The following is a 17,323-nucleotide window of genomic DNA, read 5'->3' as shown; positions in this document are numbered from 1 at the left end:
GCGTCTGGGTCAGCGCGGCCTCGGCGTTCTGAATCCGCTGACCAAAACGCCGAGGGCGCTGCTACTAAACCCGCTGGTCAGCGGTGGTTTCGACGGGAACGGGCGGAAGGCCGACTGAGGAGTAATCCTCACCCATCCACACACCGGGGGCGCGCGGGGCGCGGCGGCCGGCGGGCCGGGGAACCGGACGCGGGCCTGTGGTTTCGCCTGGTCGACCGGGATCGGCGCCTGCTGGCGTTGCTGGCCGAGCACAAGGTGCTGACCACGAACCAGATCGCCGCGATCGAGTTCCTGTCGGTGCGTCGCGCGCAGGATCGGCTGCGGCAGTTGCGGGAGCTGGGTGTGGTGTTCGCGTTCCGTGAGTCCTACGTGCGTGGCGGGACGAGCCAGACGCGCTACGCGCTGGGCTACCTCGGCGCGCGGCTGATCGCGGCGCAGCGCGCGGAGCGTCCGCCCGCGCCGAAGGCGTACACCGAGAGCCTGGAACGGCTCGCGCTGTGGCCGAAGCTGGATCACCAGCTCGGCGTCAACGACTTCTTCTGCGCCCTGGCCGCGCACCGCAACCCGGCGCGGCTGCGGGAGGAGGGCCGCGAGGGCGAGGTGAGCGGGCTGACCCAGTGGTGGTCGGAGAAGCGGTGCACCGAGTTCTTCTGGCGGTACCTGGGTGCAGGTCGGGAGACCCGGCTGCGCCCGGACGGCTATGGCTGCTGGGAGGAGGCGGGCTGCGCGGTGCGGTTCTTCCTCGAACACGACACCGGCACCGAGTCGCTGGCGAAGGTCACGGGCAAGCTCGACGACTACGCCGCCTTCCCGACTGACGCCTTCGGCGTCCTGCTGTTCTCGGTGCACTCGCCCCGGCGGGAGATCGCCCTGCGGGCGGCGCTGCATCGCGCTCTTGCCGGGCACGATCCCGGTTTCGTGATCGCCACCGCGGCCCGCGACCCGCACGGTGCCTATGGTGACCCCGACGGCCCGGCAGGGCCGATCTGGGGCCTGTGGACGCCGCGTAGCGGCGAGAGCGTGTCGCGCCGGTACCGATTGGCGGAGCTGCCCCAACGTGGCCCCTCCGTCGAGCACAGCGCGTCGAACGCCGACCAGCCGTTGAACGAGGCGGCGTTCGACCCGGACGACCGGGAGATGTCGCGCCGCATCCACACAGCTCAGCCCGAACCGGCTGACCCGGCGGGCTATGCGGATGACGATGACGACCTCGACGACGTGACGCTCTACGACGAACCGGATGATGACGACGTGTACCGCGCGCCGGTAACCCCGGCTCGGCCGGACACCCAACGGTCACGGCGATCACGCTGGGCCGCCTGAATCCCTCTCCCCGCAAGGGTTCCCGCACGCTTTCGCCTACCTCGGAGGAGGTGACCGACGATGACGTGACGCCGTGAGAACGACAGCGAAGACGGCCGCGCCGGGTCCGCTGGCCTTGGCCCGTCGTCTTTGCGCAGCAGGGAAATCTGGACCCGTTGTACGTCGAGCTGCCCGCCGTGGTCCCGCCAGTGGCGAGACCACACCGAGACGTCGAGACAGGTCGAGACGAGACACCGAGACCGCAGGCGAGACCGGCGAGACCCGCGAGACCGGCGAGACCGGCGAGACACGCAGTCTCGCACCGTGTCTCGCGGTCTCGACATTGGTCTCGGCGATCGTCTCGGGTGGACAGTGGGAAGGGTTCAGTCGACCGGTGATCGCTGGCCCCGACGGGTGCTACGGCAGTCGGGGAGTCGAAGCGGCACAATGGTTGGAGCAGTTCAGACCCAGCCGGTTCTTGAATCGCGCGTAACGGCGCGGCCATCACCCCCACCACAAACCCTCCTGTGTAGAGGCTTCCGGGTACTGGTGACCAGAGGGCCGGCGGGTCCTGCTGATCGACGGTTGCCCAGTGACCGCCCGACAGCCGCCCGCGACCTCCCGCCGAAGCGGGGCTCGCGGGCACCGAGGTGCACCATGCCCCAGCACACACCCGACCACACCGAACACGACCACCAGCAGGACAGCGGCGGCGATGACGCCACCGTGCTCCCGTTCCGCGCCACGCGATCAGCCACACAGGACACCTGGCGCGTGGAGCGGATCGACACCGAACCGATGACCGCCCAGCAATATGACCTCGCCGTCACCACCCTGGCCGCCCTTATCGGCCAATGGCGAAACGATCAGGAAAACACCGAGGAGGGCCACGAAAAAGCCGCATAGACCACCGTATTCCGCTTCCCTTTCCACGCTCGGCGAGGGATAATGGAACCACCGTGAGACCGCCCGCGAGCTGCGGTTTTAAGTCTGCACTAGTAGTGAACTAGTAGCCGCGTAGTCGCCCTGTAGTAGTCGGAAACGGCTACTACAGGGCACGCGGAAATACCGAACCAAGGGGGTCGGAATAATGGCGCGATCCACGACCGCGCAACGTGTCAAGAAAGCCGCGATGACCACACTCGGCGACGACGTCCGGGTGGGGATCTACGTGCGGCGCTCCACCGACGACGAACACCAGCCCTACTCGATCGAAGCCCAGGACACCCGCCTAGACGCCTACATCGGCTCACAGCCCGGCTGGCGGCTCGTGGCCCGGTTCCCCGACGACGCCTCCGGCGCCACCACCGAACGCGACGGGCTGCAACGCGCGCTCGCCGCCGCCCGCGCCGGGCTGATCGACGTGCTGCTCGTCTACCGAGTCGACCGCTTCTCCCGCAACCTGCGCGACATGGTCATGCTGCTCGACGAACTCGACTCCGCCGGGGTCGTATTCCGCAGCGCCACCGAGCCCTTCGACACCTCCACCCCGATGGGCCGGATGCTGGTGCAGATGCTCGGCATGTTCGCCCAGTTCGAACGCGACACCATCATCGACCGCGTCATCGCCGGGATGGAACGCAAGCACGCCAAGGGAAAGTGGAAGGGCGGCAAACGCCCCTTCGGCTACCAGGTCGACAAGACCACCCACACCCTCATCGTCGACGAGCACGAAGCCGTGATCGTGCGGCTGATCTTCGACCTGTACACCAAGGACCGGCTCGGGTCCCGCGCCATCGCCAAAGTCCTCAACGACCGAGGCCACCGCACCAGCTCCGGCGGCAAGTGGTCCGGATACCAAGTCATCCGCGCCCTGAACAACCGCGTCTACCTCGGCGAACTCACGTTCCGGGAGACCACCGTGACCGACACCCACGCACCCATCATCGACCTCACCGCCTGGGAGCAGGCCCAAGCCATCCTCGACGCCCGCGGCGAATCCCACGCCCACCGCGCCGCCTCCGGCTCCGACTACGTACTCACCGGCCGCCTGCGCTGCCCCAAGTGCGGCAAAGCCATGATCGGCACCCGCGCCACCGGCCGCAACCGCACCTACCGCTACTACACCTGCTGGAACCTCGCCCGCTACGACGCCAGCAAATGCGACTTCAAACGCCTCAAAGCCGACGCCGTGGACGCGGCCGTCCTCGACGCGCTGGCCAGCTTCTACCGCACCCAACATGGCCTCATCGCCGACGCCATCGCCCACGAACAGAAACAGCACCAGGCAGCCAACGCCGACCGGCACGCCGAACTCGCCACGGTCGAGAACGAGATCACCAAGACCTGCCAAGCCATCGACCGCTACCTGACCGCGTTCGAGCGCGGCACCATGGACGAAGAACTCGTCGCCGACCGACTCACCGAACTACGCGCCAAGAGCAAACAACTCCGCGTCCGCCGCGACGAACTCACCCTCGCCCTCGACGACGCACCCACCATGCCCGAGCCCGCTACCCTGGCAGCGGTGGCCGACCACATCGCCGAGATCATCACCAGCGGCACCCACAACCAGACCAAAGCCCTCGTCGAAGCCCTGGTCGCCAAAGTCACCATCACCGGCCCCGACCGGCTCATCCCGGTCTTCCGCATCCCCCAACCCCGCAACAACGACGGGGCCGCCCCCGCCCTACCAACGGAAACGGCCCCGAACGGAGTGGTTCGCACAATGACTAAATCGGTGGAGCTGAGGGGAATCGAACCCCTGACCTTCTCGATGCGAACGAGACGCGCTACCAACTGCGCTACAGCCCCTTGGTTGTGCTCGTAGAGCTTAGCAGTGCCCTACGAGCACCCCGCGCAGGGGGGGTCACTCTCCGACCGCCCGCCGATAAGGCCCGGTCCCGGGCTCGTCGAGCTCCTCGAAAGCCGGGTCCTCGTCATCGAGGTCGACAACGACCGCGCTCCGGCGGACGCGAGAAGTCGGCGACGGCCGACGCTCCACGACCTCCCGACGAACAGGCTCGACAACCTCGACGTCCTCGACCTCAGGAGCCTCGATCTCCTCGTCCTCAACCGGCCGCGAAACCGGACGGCGAGGCGCGCGAGTGCTGTTGAACCGGGCGAGCCGACGCTGCCGGATCTCCTCCTCGATGCGCACCTGGCGGCGCAGGTACACGAGGTACCCCACGAGCACGACGTCGGCGACGGCGTGGCCCCACCAGACCAGCGGGACGAGGAAGCCGGCGACGGCCGCCGTGATCACCGCGACCGCGAGCAGGATGACGACGACCCGCTGCCGGAAGCTGTACTTCGCGCGGGCGGCGATCTCCGCGGCTTCGGGGTCGAAGCCGCCGCGGCCGGGGCGGTAGCCGGCCCGGTCGCGTTCGGCCCGCGGCGCGCGGGACGGCTGCGGGAGCGGGTCGGGTTCGGGCTCCTCGAGCTCGTCGTCGTCGAGTTCGAGATCGGCCTCCAGCTCGGCGAGGTCGTCCTCGACCGTGGGCCGGGCCGTCTCGGCATCGTCGGACATGGCGAATTCCTCCCGGTCTTCGTTGCGTCCACTCCGCACCACCCTGGCCGCGAGCGCGGAGTCGGCCGTCCGGGCGACCTGCTGCCGCTTCCGCGCGACCATGGGCACGAGTACGACGAGCCATGCCGCGGCGAGCGCGACGATGATCACGGAGCTGGGCATCTCCCGTCACCTCCCCCGATCCTTCACCTGAAATCACGCTAGTCACAGGAGTAACAGATCGGGCGGAGGCTCGCCGGGTTCGATCACGGAAATGCCTCACCGGATTAGGTGAATCTCACTGCATGTGGTAACGCGCTCACGGACCCGGGTGGGTAATCACCCTCACGCGTAGTCGGCACGTCCCGCCGCGACCAGCCGGGACACCAGCCCGGCCCCGGTTTCCTCGCGTGTGACGGCGAAGCAGTAGTGGTCCCGCCAGGCGCCGGCGACGTCGAGATAGCGCTCGAACAGGCCCTCCTGCCGGTAGCCCGCTTTGGTGAGAACCCGCAGGCTGGCGACGTTTTCCGGGCGCACGGTGGCCTCCAGCCGGTGCAGCCCGGCCGGGCCGAAAGCATGGTCGGTGACGAGGGCCACGGCGGCCGTCGCGACCCCGCCGCGGACCACCTCGGACGACACCCAATAGCCGATCCAGGCTGACCGCAGCGACGCCCGGATGACATTACCCACAGTGATCTGACCCGCGAGCCGACCGTCCAGGGTGATCGTGAACGGCAGGCACTGACCACGCCGCGCGAGCGAACGCAACGCCGCCCACTGCGACGGCCACGACCAGAAAGCATTGCGTTCGGGCCACGGACCGACGCCGGTCGGTTCCCACATCTCGAGGTGCGCCCGGTCCCGGAGCCGGACTCGGCTCCACTCGCCGGCGTCGCGCAGCCGGACGGGCCGGAGCGCGACCTCGCCGGCGGCCACCCGCAGCGGGCCGAGCCGGGCCGGCCAGCCCGGGTGCCGGCTCTCGACCGGGTACGACACGCCCGACACGGCGTTCATCAGGCCCGTTGCGCCAGGAACGTGACCTGGACCTGCTCGCCGGCGGGCACGTCCGTCATCTCTTCCGGCACGTTGATCAGGCAGTTCGCCTCGGCCAGCGACGCCAGCAGGTGCGCCCCGGACTGGCCGAGCGGCTGGACCAGGTACTCGCCGTTGGCCTCGTCGCGCAGGAGCTGGCCGCGCAGGAAGCCGCGCCTGCCCTCGGTCGACGTGATCGGCGAAAGCAGCCGCGCGCCGACGATCCGCCGGTGCGGGTTGCGGGTCCCGCGCGCCGCCCGGATCAGCGGCCGCACCAGCACCTCGAACACGACCAGCGCGCTCATCGGGTTGCCGGGGATGAGGAACGTCGGCACCGAATCCGGGCCGAGCCTGCCGAACCCCTGCACCGAGCCCGGGTGCATCGCGACCCGCGTCATGTCGATCCGGCCGAGGTCGGACAGCGCCGCGTGGACCTCGTCACCGGTGGCGCCGCCCGCGCCGCCCGCGACCACGACGATCTCCGACATCAGCAGCCGGCCCTCGACGATCTCGCGCAGCCGCTTCGGCTCGCTCGGCACGATCCCGACCCGGCTGACCTCGGCGCCCGCGTCCCGCGCGGCCGCGGCCAGCGCGTAGGAGTTGACGTCGTAGACCTGCCCGACCGACGGCGTCCGGTCGATGTCGACCAGCTCGTCGCCGACCGACACGATCGACACCCGCGGCCGCGGGTAGACCAGTACCTTGGCCCGCCCGACCGCGGCGAGCAGGCCGACCTGCGCCGAGCCGATCGTGTCGCCGCGGCGCACCGCGACGTCGCCGATCTGGACGTCTTCGCCCGCTCGCCGCACATATCCCGCCGAAGGCACCGAGCGGTGCACCGTGACCTTGGCCTGGTGCCCGTCGGTGTAGGCGAGCGGCACGACCGCGTCGGCGAGCGTCGGCAGCGGCGCGCCGGTGTCGACGCGCACCGCCTGGCCGGGCTGGAGCCGCCGCGGCTGGCGCGAGCCCGCCGCGATCTCCCCGACGACCGGCAGCTGCACCGGTTCCTGGCCGGCCGTGCGCACGTCGACGCTGCGCACCGCGTACCCGTCGATCGCGGCCTGGTCGAAGCCGGGCAGCGCGTGCTCGGCCACGACCTCCTCGGCGCAGAGCAGGCCCTGGGCCTCGGAGATCGCCACCCGCACCGGCTGGGGCCGGACGGCGGCGTCCAGCGTCATCGCGATCTGCGCGTCGACCGAGCGGAACTCGGCCTCCTCCTCGGCCACCTCGGGCCGCGCCGCGTCGAGGGATTCCGTCATGGGCGATCTGTCCCGATCCGTTCCGTCAACCACGCCCGTAAAGATGGACCGTACTCGGGCGTTTCAAGCGCGAAATCGACCGCGGCGCGCAGGAAACCACCCGGATTCCCCAGGTCGTGGCGGCCACCGCGGTGCACGACGATGTGCACGGGGTGCCCTTCGGTGATCAGCAGCGCGACCGCGTCGGTCAGCTGGAAGCTCGCCGCCGCTGCCCGGCGTGATCCGCTTCAGCGCGTCGAAGATCGCCCGGTCGAGCAGGTAGCGGCCGGCCGCGGCGTAGGTCGAGGGCGCGTCCTCCGGCTTCGGCTTCTCGACCATGCCGTGCACGCGCTTCACGTCTTCGTCGTCGGTGTCGGTGACGTCGAAGACGCCGTACGGCGAGATCTCGGCCTTCGGGATGTCGAACGCGCAGAGCACGCTGCCGCCGTACTGGGCGCGGACCGCGCTCATCCGCTCGAGCACGCCGGTGGGCAGCACGAGGTCGTCGGGCAGGAGCACGGCGACGGCCTCGTCGTCGGGGGTCAGGTTCGGTTCGGCCTGCGCGACGGCGTGCCCGAGGCCCAGCGCCTGCTCCTGGATGGCCGTCTCGACGGCGAGCAGCGAGTGCGCGCGGCGGACCTTGCCGAGCAGCTCGGTCTTGCCCTTGGCCTCAAGGTTCTCCTCCAGCTCGGGCTGGGTCTCGAAGTACTTGACGACGGCTTCCTTGCCGGGCGAGGTGACGATGACCAGGCGTTCGGCACCCGCGGCGGCGGCTTCGGCCGCGACCAGCTCGATCCCCGGCGTGTCCACCACCGGCAGCAGTTCCTTGGGCACGGCCTTCGTCGCCGGCAGGAAGCGCGTCCCGAGGCCGGCGGCCGGCACGATGGCGGTTCTGAACGTCTGGGTGGTTGCGGCGCCCGTCATGGGCGCAAAGCCTAACGTGAGGTCATGCATGCGCTGGGCAATGAGCACCTGAGCAAGGCGGAGTGGCGCGAACGGCTCACCCGCGCGCGGGCGGACCAGACGGCCGAATGCCACGCCGAGGAGGCATCGGCGCTGGTCGGCGCCGTGTCGAAGGTCACAGCGAGCACGGTGTGCGCGTACCTGCCCTTCGGCACCGAACCGGGCACGACGGCGTTCGTCGACGCGCTGGCGGCGGGCGGCGCGCGGGTGCTGCTGCCCGTCATCCTCCCCGAGCCCGGCCCGCTGGACTGGGCCGAGTACACCGGCGAGGCCGACCTCGTGCCCAGCCGGTTCCGCGGCATCCGCGAGCCGGGCGGGAAACGCCTGGGCAGGGACGCCGTGGGCGCGGCAGAGTTGGTCCTGGTGCCCGCGCTGGCCGTGGACCACCGGGGCATCCGGCTCGGCCGGGGCGCCGGTCACTACGATCGCTCGCTGGTATTCGCCGCGGCCGGCGCGGTGCTCCTGGCGGTCGTCCGGGACGAAGAGCTGGTCGAACGGCTCCCGGGGGAACCTCACGACGTGCGTATGAGCGGGGCGTTGACGCCGGGTCGAGGCGTGCTCGAGCTGCCGATGTGAGCAACGAGGAATTGCCTTCGGGGAATGCTTTCAAGCACAATTGGGTTAGCACTCTGGTCGGATGAGTGCCAGCAAAGGAGCCGTCAGTGCCTACGTACCAGTACGCCTGCAAAGAATGCGACCACCGGTTCGAAGCCGTGCAGTCGTTCTCGGACCCCAGCCTGACCGTGTGCCCGCAGTGCTCCGGCACGCTGCGCAAGGTCTTCAGCTCGGTCGGCGTGGTCTTCAAGGGCAGCGGGTTCTACCGGACCGACTCGCGCGACTCGAGCAAGTCGAGCACCGCCGCGACCCCGGCGAAGACCGAGACCAAGTCCGAGACGAAGTCGGACTCGAGCTCGACATCCTCCTCCTCGGGCACGACGAAGACCGCCGCCGCGGCCTCCTGACGACCCGAGTTATCCACAACACCCCGGTTGTCCACAGATGCCGGACGCGGCCCTTCCGGCGGCTCGTCCGGCATCCCTAACGTCGATCCGGTGCGGCGCGGTGCCGCACCCGATCCGACCGAGGGGGATCCGTGGACGTCCTGGCGAGGCTCCATCCACCTGATCTGACCCGGCTGCGAGGCCGGCGGACGCGGCTCATCCGCCGCTGGCTCGCCGCCGCCCTCGTCCTGGCCGGTGCCGTGCTGCTCGCGCACCCCGGTTCCGCGCGGGGCGCGCCGACGACTCCGACGGTCGTCGCGGCGCACGACCTCCCTTCCGGCGCGACTCTGCGCGCCGACGACGTCCGGCTCGCCGACCTCCCCGACGAATCCCGTCCGGCGGGCGCGCTGCGCACCCTCGACGCGGTCGACGGGCGCCTGCTGGCGGGCGCGGTCCGGGCCGGTGAACCCCTGACCGACGTCCGGCTGGCGACGACCATCCCCGGGGCGGGTGATCCCGCGACGGCGACGGTCCCGGTGCGCCTGGCCGACGCCGGCGTCGCCGACCTGCTGGCGCCCGGCGGGCACGTCGACGTCGTGGCCGCGGCCGAGCCGGGAGCACCGGCGTCTGTGCTGGCCGGAGGGGCGACGGTGGTGACCGTGGGGCAGCGGCAGCTGTCCGCGGCGAAGGGGCCACTGGTGCTGCTGCGGCTCCCGGAGGCGGTGGCGACGAGGGTGGCGGCGATTTCACTGGAGCGACCGGTAACGGTTACTCTCCGCTAGCTCACACCGTCCCCGTTCGTGAGGAGTACCAGTGCTCAAAGGCTTCAAAGACTTCCTGATGCGCGGCAACGTCGTCGACCTGGCCGTCGCCGTGGTCATCGGGTCCGCGTTCACCACGATCGTCACCGCGTTCACCAACGGCCTGATCAAGCCGCTGATCAGCACGATCGGCGGCACGGAAGCCGCGAAGGGCCTCGGCTACCAGATCTTCGCCAACAACCAGGCCACGTTCCTCGACTTCGGCAGCGTGATCAACGCGGCGATCAACTTCGTGCTGGTCGCGGCGGTCGTCTACTTCGTGATCGTGTTGCCGGTGAAGAAGGTCCAGGAGCGGCGCAAGCGCGGCCAGGAACCGGGCCCGTCGGAGCCGACGGACGTCGAGCTGCTCATCGAGATCCGCGACCTGCTGCGGGCCCAGGCCCGCCGCGACTGACCCCGTCAGCGGTCGTGGTGCGGCGGCCGGTTCTCCCGGTACCAGTCGTCCGGGAGCCCGGTGCGCCGCTCGGGGTCGCGTTCGTCCGAGGTGGTCTCGGGCAGGACGTCCCCGAAGATCTCATCGACCCGGCGGCGTCGCTCGCTGCTGGCCTGGGGGTCGCGTTCATGGCCCGGCATGCCCCCAGTCTCCCACGCCGGTTGTTTGACAACTCCAGAGCGAACGCCAATGGCGGCGCCTCGAGCGGCTCGCGCTCGCCGAACACACCAAGCCCGGCGATCAGCCAGCCACCGCGATCTACTCCTCGCGGTACGGCAACCCGTGCCCGGCCCGGTCAGCTCGCCTCAGGCCCCAGGCATGTCTCAGGCCGGGAGCGACAAAATCGTCACCCCCGGCCCGAGCGGAGAAGGATCAGACCTCTTCGAGGCCGGAAAGCTCGTCGATGACGTGCGGCACCAGCGACGTAAGCGTCGCCATCCCGTCGCGGACCGCGGACCGCGACCCGGCGAGGTTGACCACGAGCGTGCTGCCCGACACCCCGGCGAGCCCGCGCGAGATCCCGGCGTCCACCGCGCCGGCGGCCAGCCCGGACGCGCGGATCGCCTCGCTGATGCCCGGGATGGGGCGGTCGAGCACGCCTGCGGTGGCGTCCGGCGTGCGGTCACGCGGCAGCACCCCGGTGCCGCCGACGGTGATCACCAGGTCGGCGCCGCCGATCACGGCGGTGTTGAGCGCGTTGCGGATACCCGCGGTCTCGGCCTCGACGACCACGACACCGTCGACGATGAAGCCCGCTTCTTCGAGCAGCTCCGTGACCAGCGGGCCGCTGGTGTCCTCGTGCTCGCCGTGCGCCACGCGATCGTCCACGATGACCACGAGGGCCCGGCCCAGCCGTTGTGCACTCCGTTCCATGGCGCCCACCGTAGTCGGTTTCGGGCGTACGGCGGCGGGAGGTGCCGGGTGAGTTCTGACGATTCCGTGACGTGACGGCGCGAGCCCCGGCAGGCCCGATCCCACGCCCCTAGCGTGTCCGGTGTGCGCGTACTGGTCACCGGCGGAGCCGGGTTCATCGGGTCACACATCGCCGATCTGCTGGCCGACGGGGGTGACGAGGTCGTGGTGCTGGACAACCTGATCCCCACGGCCCACGGCTCCCGCACGCCGCCGTCGTACACGGGCAGGCACCGGTTCCTGCGCGGCGACGTCACGGACACCGAAATCGTCGCGGAACTGCTGGACGGCGTCGACGCGGTGTGCCACCAGGCGGCGGTGGTGGGGCACGGGATCGACCCGTCGGACGCGCCGTCGTACGCCCTGCACAACGACTACGGCACGGCGGTGCTCCTGGCCGGGATGCACGCGGCGGGCGTACGGAAGCTGGTGCTGGCGTCGTCGATGGTCGTCTACGGCGAAGGCCGCTACTCCTGTCCGGACCACGGGGTGGTGCCCCCGCCGCCGCGTCGCGCGTCCGATGTGGACGCCGGGCGCTTCGAGCCGCGGTGCCCCTCGTGCGGCACCGAGCTGAGCTGGCAGCTCGTGCCCGAGGACGCGCCGCTCAACCCCCGCAGCACCTACGCGGCGACGAAGCTCGCGCAGGAGCACCTGGCGGGCGCCTGGGCCCGCCAGACGGGCGGCAGCGTGTGGGCGATGCGCTACCACAACGTCTACGGCCCCCGGATGCCTCAGAACACCCCGTACGCGGGGGTGGCGTCGCTGTTCCGCTCGGCCCTGGAGCGCGGCGAGGCACCCCAGGTCCTCGAGGACGGCGGCCAGCAGCGCGACTTCGTCCACGTCCACGACGTCGCCAGGGCGAACGTCCTGGCCATCCGGACGGCCGGCCCGGCGGGCGACATCACCCCGGTGAACGTCTGCTCCGGCACCCCGCACACGGTGGGCGAGCTGGCTTCGGAGCTTCGCCCACGCGTGCGACGGCCCGGCACCCCGGGTGGTCGGCGGCGCCCGCCCGGCGGACGTGCGTCACGTGGTGGCCGACCCCGCCCGCGCCCGCGAACTCCTGGGCTTCACGGCGGAAATCGGCTTCGAGAAAGGGATCGCCGACTTCGCGACAGCGGAGTTGCGCGCCCCGGTCTGAGCTCAGGCGCCGAACGCTCGCGCGACCGTGAGGCTGTCTTCGTAGACGTGGTACCGCGTGATCACGCCACTGTCGACGGTGAGGTGGAGTGCGCAGCGCGCGGCGTACGCCCGGCCGGTGGCCTTCACCGTGTTGCGGATGTCGCCCAGCACCACGGCGTCCCGGCCGTCGACCAGGATCTTCGGCGTCACCCCGCCCCGCTCCCCGTGGAAGGCGGCCAGCGCGCGGAAGTGGTCGGCGACGTCGGCGCGCGTCGACCGCGCGCGGATCCACGGCACCGCCGGGTCGCCCGCGTCCGGCCAGTCGAGCTGCCAGTCGACGCTCTCCGCGAACAGGTCGGCGATCCGGTCCGGGTCGCCGTCGGTCAACCGGGCGAGGAACTCGGCCACGACCACCCGGGTGCTCGCCTCCGCCCCGGTGAACTGGTAGTCCCGCCGGATCCGGCCGTCCTGGTCGAGCAGCACGAAGACGGTGCCGCTCCACACCGGAAGGCCGCCCGTCGCGGGAACCATGTGGGTGGTGAAGGTGACCGCGTCGTGGTGGCTCACGACCTCGCCCGCCGCGACGAAGGCGAACTCCCCCGTCGCGACGAACTGGTCGTGCGCGGCGGTGATCCGCGCCTGGATGGCCTCGTGGCCGCGGTGTTCGGCGCTCTCGGTGTACTCGACACCGTCGTCGGCCCACAGCTCGGTGACGGCCCGGCGCCGCGCGGCCGGGTCCGGTTCGTTCCACACCGCCACGTAGCGGTCCAGCAAGGTTTCGGTCATGGCCGGACGCTAACGCCGGTTCCCTGACACCTGCTGTCAGTGGATCCCGGCAGACTCACGGCATGCGTGCGACCCGGCTGGTGTCCCTGCTGTTGCTGCTGCAGTCCCGGGACCGGATGACCGCCCGGGAGCTGGCGGACGCCCTGAAGGTCTCGGTCCGGACGATCTACCGGGACGTCGACTCGCTCGGCGCCGCGGGCGTGCCGGTGTACGGCGAGCCCGGGCACGAAGGCGGTTACCGATTGCTCGACGGCTACCGGACCCGGCTCACCGGACTGACGGCGGCCGAGGCCGAAGCGTTGTTCCTCACCGGGCTCCCCGCCGCGGCGGCTCAGCTGGGCCTGGCCGCCGAGACGACCACCGCGCAGCTCAAGCTGATGGCCGCGTTGCCCGCCGAACTCCGCGAGCGCGCCGGGCGCGTGGCCGACCGGTTCCACCTCGACCTTCCGCCGTGGTACCTCGGCGCCGAGCGCACGCCCCACCTGGCGCCGATCGCGGCCGCCACGTGGGACCAGCACGCCCTGCGGATCCGCTACCTGCGCTGGGCGGAGCCGCACGAGATCACCCGCACCGTGCACCCGCACGGGCTGGTCCTCAAGGCCGGGAACTGGTACCTCGTGGCGCGCGGCGACGGGCGGTTCCGCACCTACCGGGTCTCGCGGATCCTCGACGTGGACGTCCTCCCCCAGGCCTTCGACCGCGCCGAAGGGTTCGACCTGGCCGCCCACTGGGCGGACTACCTCGCCCACTTCGACCAGCGCCGGCACCGGGAGACCGCGGTGCTCCGGCTGTCCCGGCGCGGCCTCGAGCGGCTGCCCCGGCTGCTCGAACCGGCCGTCGTCGCGGCCCGGAAGACGACCTCCGGACCGGACGCGGCGGGCTGGACCGAGGTCGAGATCCCGATCGAGTCGGTCGAGGCGGCCGTGCCCGAACTGCTCAAGTTCGGCGGTGACGTCGAAGTCGTCGCCCCCGAGGCCCTCCGAGCGGAGGTGATCACCGCACTGAAGGCGATGAACCGCACCTACGGCGGCTAGGACATCGCCAGCGGCAGGCGGACCTCGAACCGGCACCCCGGCCCGTGGTTGTGCACCCCGATCCGCCCGCGGTGCGCCTCGACCAGCCCCTTGGCGATGGCCAGCCCGAGGCCGCCCCCGCTGGTCGTCCCCTCGCGCTCCGGGGTCCGCGCCTGCGTCCCGCGGAAGGCGACGTCGAAGACGCGGTTGATCTCATCGTCCGGGATGCCGCCGCAGGAGTCGTCGACGGCGAGCAGGGCTTCGTCGCCGTCGACACCGATCTGGACGGCGACCGTGCCGTCCGGCGGGGTGTGGCGGATCGCGTTGGACACCAGGTTCCGGACGATCCGGGCCAGTTCCGGGTCGCTGCCGGTGACCACCGGCCACGTCGACGCGTTGGCGAGCACCCGGACCCGCTTCCGCTCGGCGACCGGGGCCTGGGCCGCGACGGCGTCGCTGACGACGTCCCGCAACGGCACCGCGGACATGGTCAGCTCGAGGGCACCCGCGGTGATGCGCGACAGCTCGAACAGGTCGCCGACCATCGCGGACAGCCGCTTGGTCTCACCGCCGATGCGCTGGGCGTAGTCGGCGACCTCGTCTCGTTCGGACACCACGCCGTCGGCGAGCGCTTCGGCCATCGCCTGGATTCCGGCCAGCGGGCTGCGCAGGTCGTGGCTGATCCAGGCGACCAGCTCGCGCCGGGACGCCTCGGCCGCGCGTTCCCGCTCGCGCGCCTCCCGCTCCCAGACGCTGCGGCGCGCGATGGCCCGGCCGAGGATGATCGCCGCGGGCACCGTGACCACCGCGACGAGCAGGCAGACCAGCAGCATCGTGGTCAGCGCCGGGGTGAACATGAACCCGCTGACGCCCAGGACGCCCACCAGCGTGGCGAGCACCGGGATCAGCACCAGCACCGTGAGCGTGGTGGCCAGCGAGCCGCGGCGCAGGACGTACAGCACCACGCCGCCCAGCGCCGCGACCGGCAGCGAGAACAGCAGCGCGAACGGCAGGATGTGCCAGAGGTGCGTCAGCATCTCCGAAAAGGACTCGCCAGAGCCGATCACGGCTGCTCCCGGTCGTAGCGGTAGCCGACGCCCCACACGGTCGCCACCCGGGTCGGCTTGGCCGGATCGCGCTCGATCTTCTCGCGCAACCGTCGCACGTGGACGGTCACCGTGGACTGGTCGCCGAAGTCCCAGCCCCACACCTTCTCGAGCAGGTCGGCGCGCGAGTAGGCGACGCCGGGGTGGGCGAGGAAAAACGCCAGCAGGTCGAACTCCCGGCTCGTGAGCGGCAGTTCGCGGCCGCCGAGGGTCGCGGTGCGGGCGGTCATCTGCAGGCGCAGGTCCCCGTCGGCGAGCTCGGCCGCGGCCGGCTCCGGGCGGGGCATCCGCGCGCGGCGCAGCACGGAGGCGACGCGGAGGGCGAGCTCCTTGGGGCTGAAGGGTTTCGTGACGTAGTCGTCGGCGCCCAGCTGGAGCCCGGCGATCCGGTTCTCCTCCTCGCCGAGGGCGGTGAGCATGACGATCGGCACCTGGCTGACCTGGCGCAGCCGCTTGCACACCTCGAGGCCGTTGATCCCCGGCATCATGACGTCGAGGACCACGAGGTCCGGCTCGTGGGCGGCGAACTTGGCCAGCCCCTCGGCACCGTCGCCGGCCATGTCGACGGTGAACCCGGCGACCTCGAGGTAGCGGCGGACGACGTCGCGGACCGTCTCGTCGTCGTCGACCACGAGCACACGCCCGGCCTGATCGTTCATCACGTCTCCCTCACCAGCCGGTCAGCAGCAGGTGGTTGACCGCCAGTGCCGTGCCCGCCTGCGCGGCGAGCCACCACCGGCGCCCCGGCCGCGGCAGCAGGGCCGTCAGCGGCAGCAACCACACCCCGAACGGTAGCCAGATCCGTTCGGTCTCGGCCTTCGACAGGCCCGAGAGGTCGGCGAAGAGGATGGTCAGCAGGGCCGCGACGCCGAGGAGCAGCACCGGATCGGCGAACACCGTGCGGCGTGGAGGCAGGAAGGCGTCGGCGAGGCCGCGCCGCAGGGCGGCCACCACCGCGGGGCCGAGGGCGACGGTGACCGCGGCCAGGTCCGCCCAGACCCAGTACGAGTAGGGCCGGACCAAGGCGACGCCCTGGTAGTAGCGCTCGACGACGAGGTGGTAGCCGTCGAGCCACCAGAACCCCGTCCAGGCGAACACCCCGACGACGGCCAGCGCCGCGGCGATCGCCAGCGCCGCCGCCCGCCACTGCTTGCCCAGCACCGCCACGGCCACGGCGAGCAGGCCGAGCAGCACCAGGCCGTAGGACAGGAAGATGCCGAAGCCGAGCAGCACCCCGGCGGCCAGCCCGGCCGGGACGGCGTACCGGCGGCTGCCGGCGAACCCCTTCGCGGACAGGGCGAGCAGGGCCAGCCCGGTGGCGGTCACCCCGGCGAACAGGCCGTCCGCCGACACGCCGATCCACACCGCACCGGGGGTGAGGACGGCGAAGGGCAGCACCGCGCGAGCCGCGTCGGCCCGGCCGAGCAGGGCCACCGTGGCGGGCACGGCCACGGCGACCAGGCTGCCCACGAGCACGACGGCGGTCGCGGCCCACGCGCCGCCGTGCAGGCCGAGCCGGTCCAGCCAGACGAAGACGAGCGTCGCGCCCGGCGGGTGCCCGGACACGTGCGTCGTCCAGGAGTTCGGCTGGAAGTCGAGGATCCGCGAGGAGAACTCGCGCAGCATCCGGGGGATGTCCGTGATCCCGGGGACCTCGTGGAGGTACTCCTGCGGAATGGTGAGGTGCCCGGCGAACCCGCGGGACCAGCCGTCCACCATCGCGAGTGAGAAGATCCAGGCGAGCGAGGCCAGGTAACCGGCGGCGAGCGCGCGGCGCCACGGCAGGCGGACGGCCAGCGCCGGGCCCTGGACCACCACCGCGACGGCGATCAGCACGGCGAACACCGAGCCCGGGCCGACGTGCGGCAGCCAGTCGGCGAACAGCGGCGGCGAGTTGACGAAGATGACCACGCCGGAGTTCGGCCGGTTGTAGTACAGGCCGACCGCGGTGGCCGCGGCCACGAGCACCGCGGCCACCGCGACGGCGAGGAGATCGGCCCGGTTGGTGCGGCGCGCGGGCCGATCGAGTGCCGGGTGCTCGGGTTCGCGGGCAGGCGGCTCGGCGAGCCGGGCTGCCGGGTTCGGCTCGCTCATCGCTGCCAACCATAAGCCCGCGCGCGGGCTCGCGCGCCCCCGGAGCGGGAGCCGTAACGTCGCGGTAAGAACTCCTCACTCGTCATGATTCAGTAAGGAGCGCAAGGGTTTT

Annotated in this window: 17 protein-coding genes, 1 tRNA gene and 3 pseudogenes; 9 read left to right on the top strand and 12 right to left on the bottom strand. The window is 71.4% G+C overall.

Going from position 1 to position 17,323, the window contains the following annotated elements; genetic code table 11:
• Positions 1 to 237 precede the first annotated feature (237 nt).
• From QP939_RS20280 to QP939_RS20270, 3 genes and pseudogenes are all read left to right on the top strand, one after another.
• Positions 238 to 1,323 (top strand): replication-relaxation family protein, encoded by a 1,086-nt coding sequence (locus QP939_RS20280; protein WP_285458389.1) that lies wholly within the window; start codon positions 238 to 240, stop codon positions 1,321 to 1,323.
• A 636-nt stretch (positions 1,324 to 1,959) separates the two neighbouring features.
• Positions 1,960 to 2,208: a hypothetical protein gene (locus tag QP939_RS20275; protein ID WP_285458388.1), complete on the top strand. Its 249-nt coding sequence runs from the start codon at positions 1,960 to 1,962 to the stop codon at positions 2,206 to 2,208.
• A 184-nt stretch (positions 2,209 to 2,392) separates the two neighbouring features.
• Positions 2,393 to 3,400 (top strand): annotated as a pseudogene (locus QP939_RS20270) (recombinase family protein); the annotation flags it as partial.
• 270 nt (positions 3,401 to 3,670) lie between these two features.
• Here the strand turns inward: QP939_RS20270 and QP939_RS20265 are convergent.
• The 6 genes and pseudogenes from QP939_RS20265 to QP939_RS20240 all read right to left on the bottom strand — a co-directional run bounded on the left by QP939_RS20265 (position 3,671) and on the right by QP939_RS20240 (position 7,944).
• Entirely contained in the window at positions 3,671 to 3,901 is a 231-nt protein-coding gene (locus QP939_RS20265; RefSeq protein ID WP_285458387.1) for a hypothetical protein, read from the bottom strand.
• 82 nt (positions 3,902 to 3,983) lie between these two features.
• Positions 3,984 to 4,056 (bottom strand) — tRNA-Ala (locus tag QP939_RS20260).
• A 55-nt stretch (positions 4,057 to 4,111) separates the two neighbouring features.
• Positions 4,112 to 4,933, bottom strand: coding sequence for a divisome protein SepX/GlpR (sepX, locus tag QP939_RS20255; RefSeq protein WP_285458386.1), 822 nt, complete (start codon positions 4,931 to 4,933; stop codon positions 4,112 to 4,114).
• 162 nt (positions 4,934 to 5,095) lie between these two features.
• Positions 5,096 to 5,764 carry a GNAT family N-acetyltransferase gene (locus QP939_RS20250; RefSeq protein WP_285458385.1) on the bottom strand — a complete coding sequence of 223 codons (669 nt, stop codon included), beginning with the start codon at positions 5,762 to 5,764 and terminating at the stop codon, positions 5,096 to 5,098.
• Positions 5,764 to 7,041 carry a molybdotransferase-like divisome protein Glp gene (gene glp / locus QP939_RS20245; protein WP_285458384.1) on the bottom strand — a complete coding sequence of 426 codons (1,278 nt, stop codon included), beginning with the start codon at positions 7,039 to 7,041 and terminating at the stop codon, positions 5,764 to 5,766. Before glp ends, QP939_RS20250 begins: the two co-directional genes overlap by 1 nt.
• Positions 7,038 to 7,944 (bottom strand): annotated as a pseudogene (locus tag QP939_RS20240) (UTP--glucose-1-phosphate uridylyltransferase). Before QP939_RS20240 ends, glp begins: the two are co-directional and overlap by 4 nt.
• A 24-nt stretch (positions 7,945 to 7,968) precedes the next feature.
• On the opposite strand from QP939_RS20240, the gene QP939_RS20235 reads away from it, so the two are divergent.
• From QP939_RS20235 to mscL, 4 genes are all read left to right on the top strand, one after another.
• Positions 7,969 to 8,559, top strand: a complete 591-nt coding sequence (locus QP939_RS20235; RefSeq protein WP_285458383.1) for a 5-formyltetrahydrofolate cyclo-ligase — start codon at positions 7,969 to 7,971, stop codon at positions 8,557 to 8,559.
• 86 nt (positions 8,560 to 8,645) lie between these two features.
• Positions 8,646 to 8,945 carry an FmdB family zinc ribbon protein gene (locus QP939_RS20230; protein WP_285458382.1) on the top strand — a complete coding sequence of 100 codons (300 nt, stop codon included), beginning with the start codon at positions 8,646 to 8,648 and terminating at the stop codon, positions 8,943 to 8,945.
• Between the two features lie 131 nt (positions 8,946 to 9,076).
• Positions 9,077 to 9,706 carry an SAF domain-containing protein gene (locus QP939_RS20225; RefSeq protein WP_285458381.1) on the top strand — a complete coding sequence of 210 codons (630 nt, stop codon included), beginning with the start codon at positions 9,077 to 9,079 and terminating at the stop codon, positions 9,704 to 9,706.
• A 31-nt stretch (positions 9,707 to 9,737) separates the two neighbouring features.
• A complete protein-coding gene (gene mscL, locus QP939_RS20220) occupies positions 9,738 to 10,139 on the top strand; it encodes a large-conductance mechanosensitive channel protein MscL (RefSeq protein ID WP_285458380.1) in 402 nt (133 codons plus the stop codon).
• A 5-nt stretch (positions 10,140 to 10,144) separates the two neighbouring features.
• On the opposite strand, the gene QP939_RS20215 is transcribed toward mscL, so the two are convergent.
• Positions 10,145 to 10,318: a hypothetical protein gene (locus QP939_RS20215; protein WP_285458379.1), complete on the bottom strand. Its 174-nt coding sequence runs from the start codon at positions 10,316 to 10,318 to the stop codon at positions 10,145 to 10,147.
• A gap of 232 nt (positions 10,319 to 10,550) precedes the next feature.
• The gene (locus QP939_RS20210) at positions 10,551 to 11,051 is read right to left on the bottom strand and encodes a MogA/MoaB family molybdenum cofactor biosynthesis protein (RefSeq protein ID WP_072476233.1); all 501 of its coding nucleotides are present in this window, start codon (positions 11,049 to 11,051) and stop codon (positions 10,551 to 10,553) included.
• Between the two features lie 123 nt (positions 11,052 to 11,174).
• On the opposite strand from QP939_RS20210, the pseudogene QP939_RS20205 reads away from it, so the two are divergent.
• Positions 11,175 to 12,231 (top strand): annotated as a pseudogene (locus QP939_RS20205) (NAD-dependent epimerase/dehydratase family protein).
• 2 nt (positions 12,232 to 12,233) lie between these two features.
• Here the strand turns inward: QP939_RS20205 and QP939_RS20200 are convergent.
• Positions 12,234 to 12,998 (bottom strand): nuclear transport factor 2 family protein, encoded by a 765-nt coding sequence (locus QP939_RS20200; RefSeq protein ID WP_285458377.1) that lies wholly within the window; start codon positions 12,996 to 12,998, stop codon positions 12,234 to 12,236.
• Between the two features lie 62 nt (positions 12,999 to 13,060).
• Between QP939_RS20200 and QP939_RS20195 the strand changes: the two genes are divergently transcribed.
• Entirely contained in the window at positions 13,061 to 14,032 is a 972-nt protein-coding gene (locus QP939_RS20195) for a helix-turn-helix transcriptional regulator (RefSeq protein ID WP_285458376.1), read from the top strand.
• Here QP939_RS20195 and QP939_RS20190 read toward each other — a convergent pair.
• The 3 genes from QP939_RS20190 to QP939_RS20180 are packed head-to-tail and all read right to left on the bottom strand — an operon-like array spanning position 14,029 to position 17,211.
• Entirely contained in the window at positions 14,029 to 15,078 is a 1,050-nt protein-coding gene (locus QP939_RS20190) for a sensor histidine kinase (RefSeq protein WP_285458375.1), read from the bottom strand. The two genes, QP939_RS20195 and QP939_RS20190, sit on opposite strands and share 4 nt — an antisense overlap.
• Positions 15,075 to 15,776 (bottom strand): response regulator transcription factor, encoded by a 702-nt coding sequence (locus QP939_RS20185; RefSeq protein WP_285458374.1) that lies wholly within the window; start codon positions 15,774 to 15,776, stop codon positions 15,075 to 15,077. Before QP939_RS20185 ends, QP939_RS20190 begins: the two co-directional genes overlap by 4 nt.
• A 10-nt stretch (positions 15,777 to 15,786) precedes the next feature.
• Positions 15,787 to 17,211, bottom strand: a complete 1,425-nt coding sequence (locus QP939_RS20180) for a hypothetical protein (protein WP_285458373.1) — start codon at positions 17,209 to 17,211, stop codon at positions 15,787 to 15,789.
• Positions 17,212 to 17,323: the final 112 nt, after the last annotated feature.

Source organism: Amycolatopsis nalaikhensis (genome assembly GCF_030264295.1).
GTDB classification, from domain to species: Bacteria; Actinomycetota; Actinomycetes; order Mycobacteriales; family Pseudonocardiaceae; genus Amycolatopsis; species Amycolatopsis nalaikhensis.
This window is presented reverse-complemented; position numbering and strand designations above follow the sequence as displayed.

Bases quoted from the DNA above. Each gene is read 5' to 3' on its own strand.
- QP939_RS20275 (WP_285458388.1), top strand. From the start codon at position 1,960: ATGCCCCAGCACACACCCGACCACACCGAACACGACCACCAGCAGGAC.
- sepX (WP_285458386.1), bottom strand. From the start codon at position 4,933: ATGCCCAGCTCCGTGATCATCGTCGCGCTCGCCGCGGCATGGCTCGTC.
- QP939_RS20250 (WP_285458385.1), bottom strand. From the start codon at position 5,764: ATGAACGCCGTGTCGGGCGTGTCGTACCCGGTCGAGAGCCGGCACCCG.
- glp (WP_285458384.1), bottom strand. From the start codon at position 7,041: ATGACGGAATCCCTCGACGCGGCGCGGCCCGAGGTGGCCGAGGAGGAG.
- QP939_RS20235 (WP_285458383.1), top strand. From the start codon at position 7,969: ATGCATGCGCTGGGCAATGAGCACCTGAGCAAGGCGGAGTGGCGCGAA.
- QP939_RS20215 (WP_285458379.1), bottom strand. From the start codon at position 10,318: ATGCCGGGCCATGAACGCGACCCCCAGGCCAGCAGCGAGCGACGCCGC.
- QP939_RS20210 (WP_072476233.1), bottom strand. From the start codon at position 11,051: ATGGAACGGAGTGCACAACGGCTGGGCCGGGCCCTCGTGGTCATCGTG.
- QP939_RS20200 (WP_285458377.1), bottom strand. From the start codon at position 12,998: ATGACCGAAACCTTGCTGGACCGCTACGTGGCGGTGTGGAACGAACCG.
- QP939_RS20195 (WP_285458376.1), top strand. From the start codon at position 13,061: ATGCGTGCGACCCGGCTGGTGTCCCTGCTGTTGCTGCTGCAGTCCCGG.
- QP939_RS20185 (WP_285458374.1), bottom strand. From the start codon at position 15,776: ATGAACGATCAGGCCGGGCGTGTGCTCGTGGTCGACGACGACGAGACG.
- QP939_RS20180 (WP_285458373.1), bottom strand. From the start codon at position 17,211: ATGAGCGAGCCGAACCCGGCAGCCCGGCTCGCCGAGCCGCCTGCCCGC.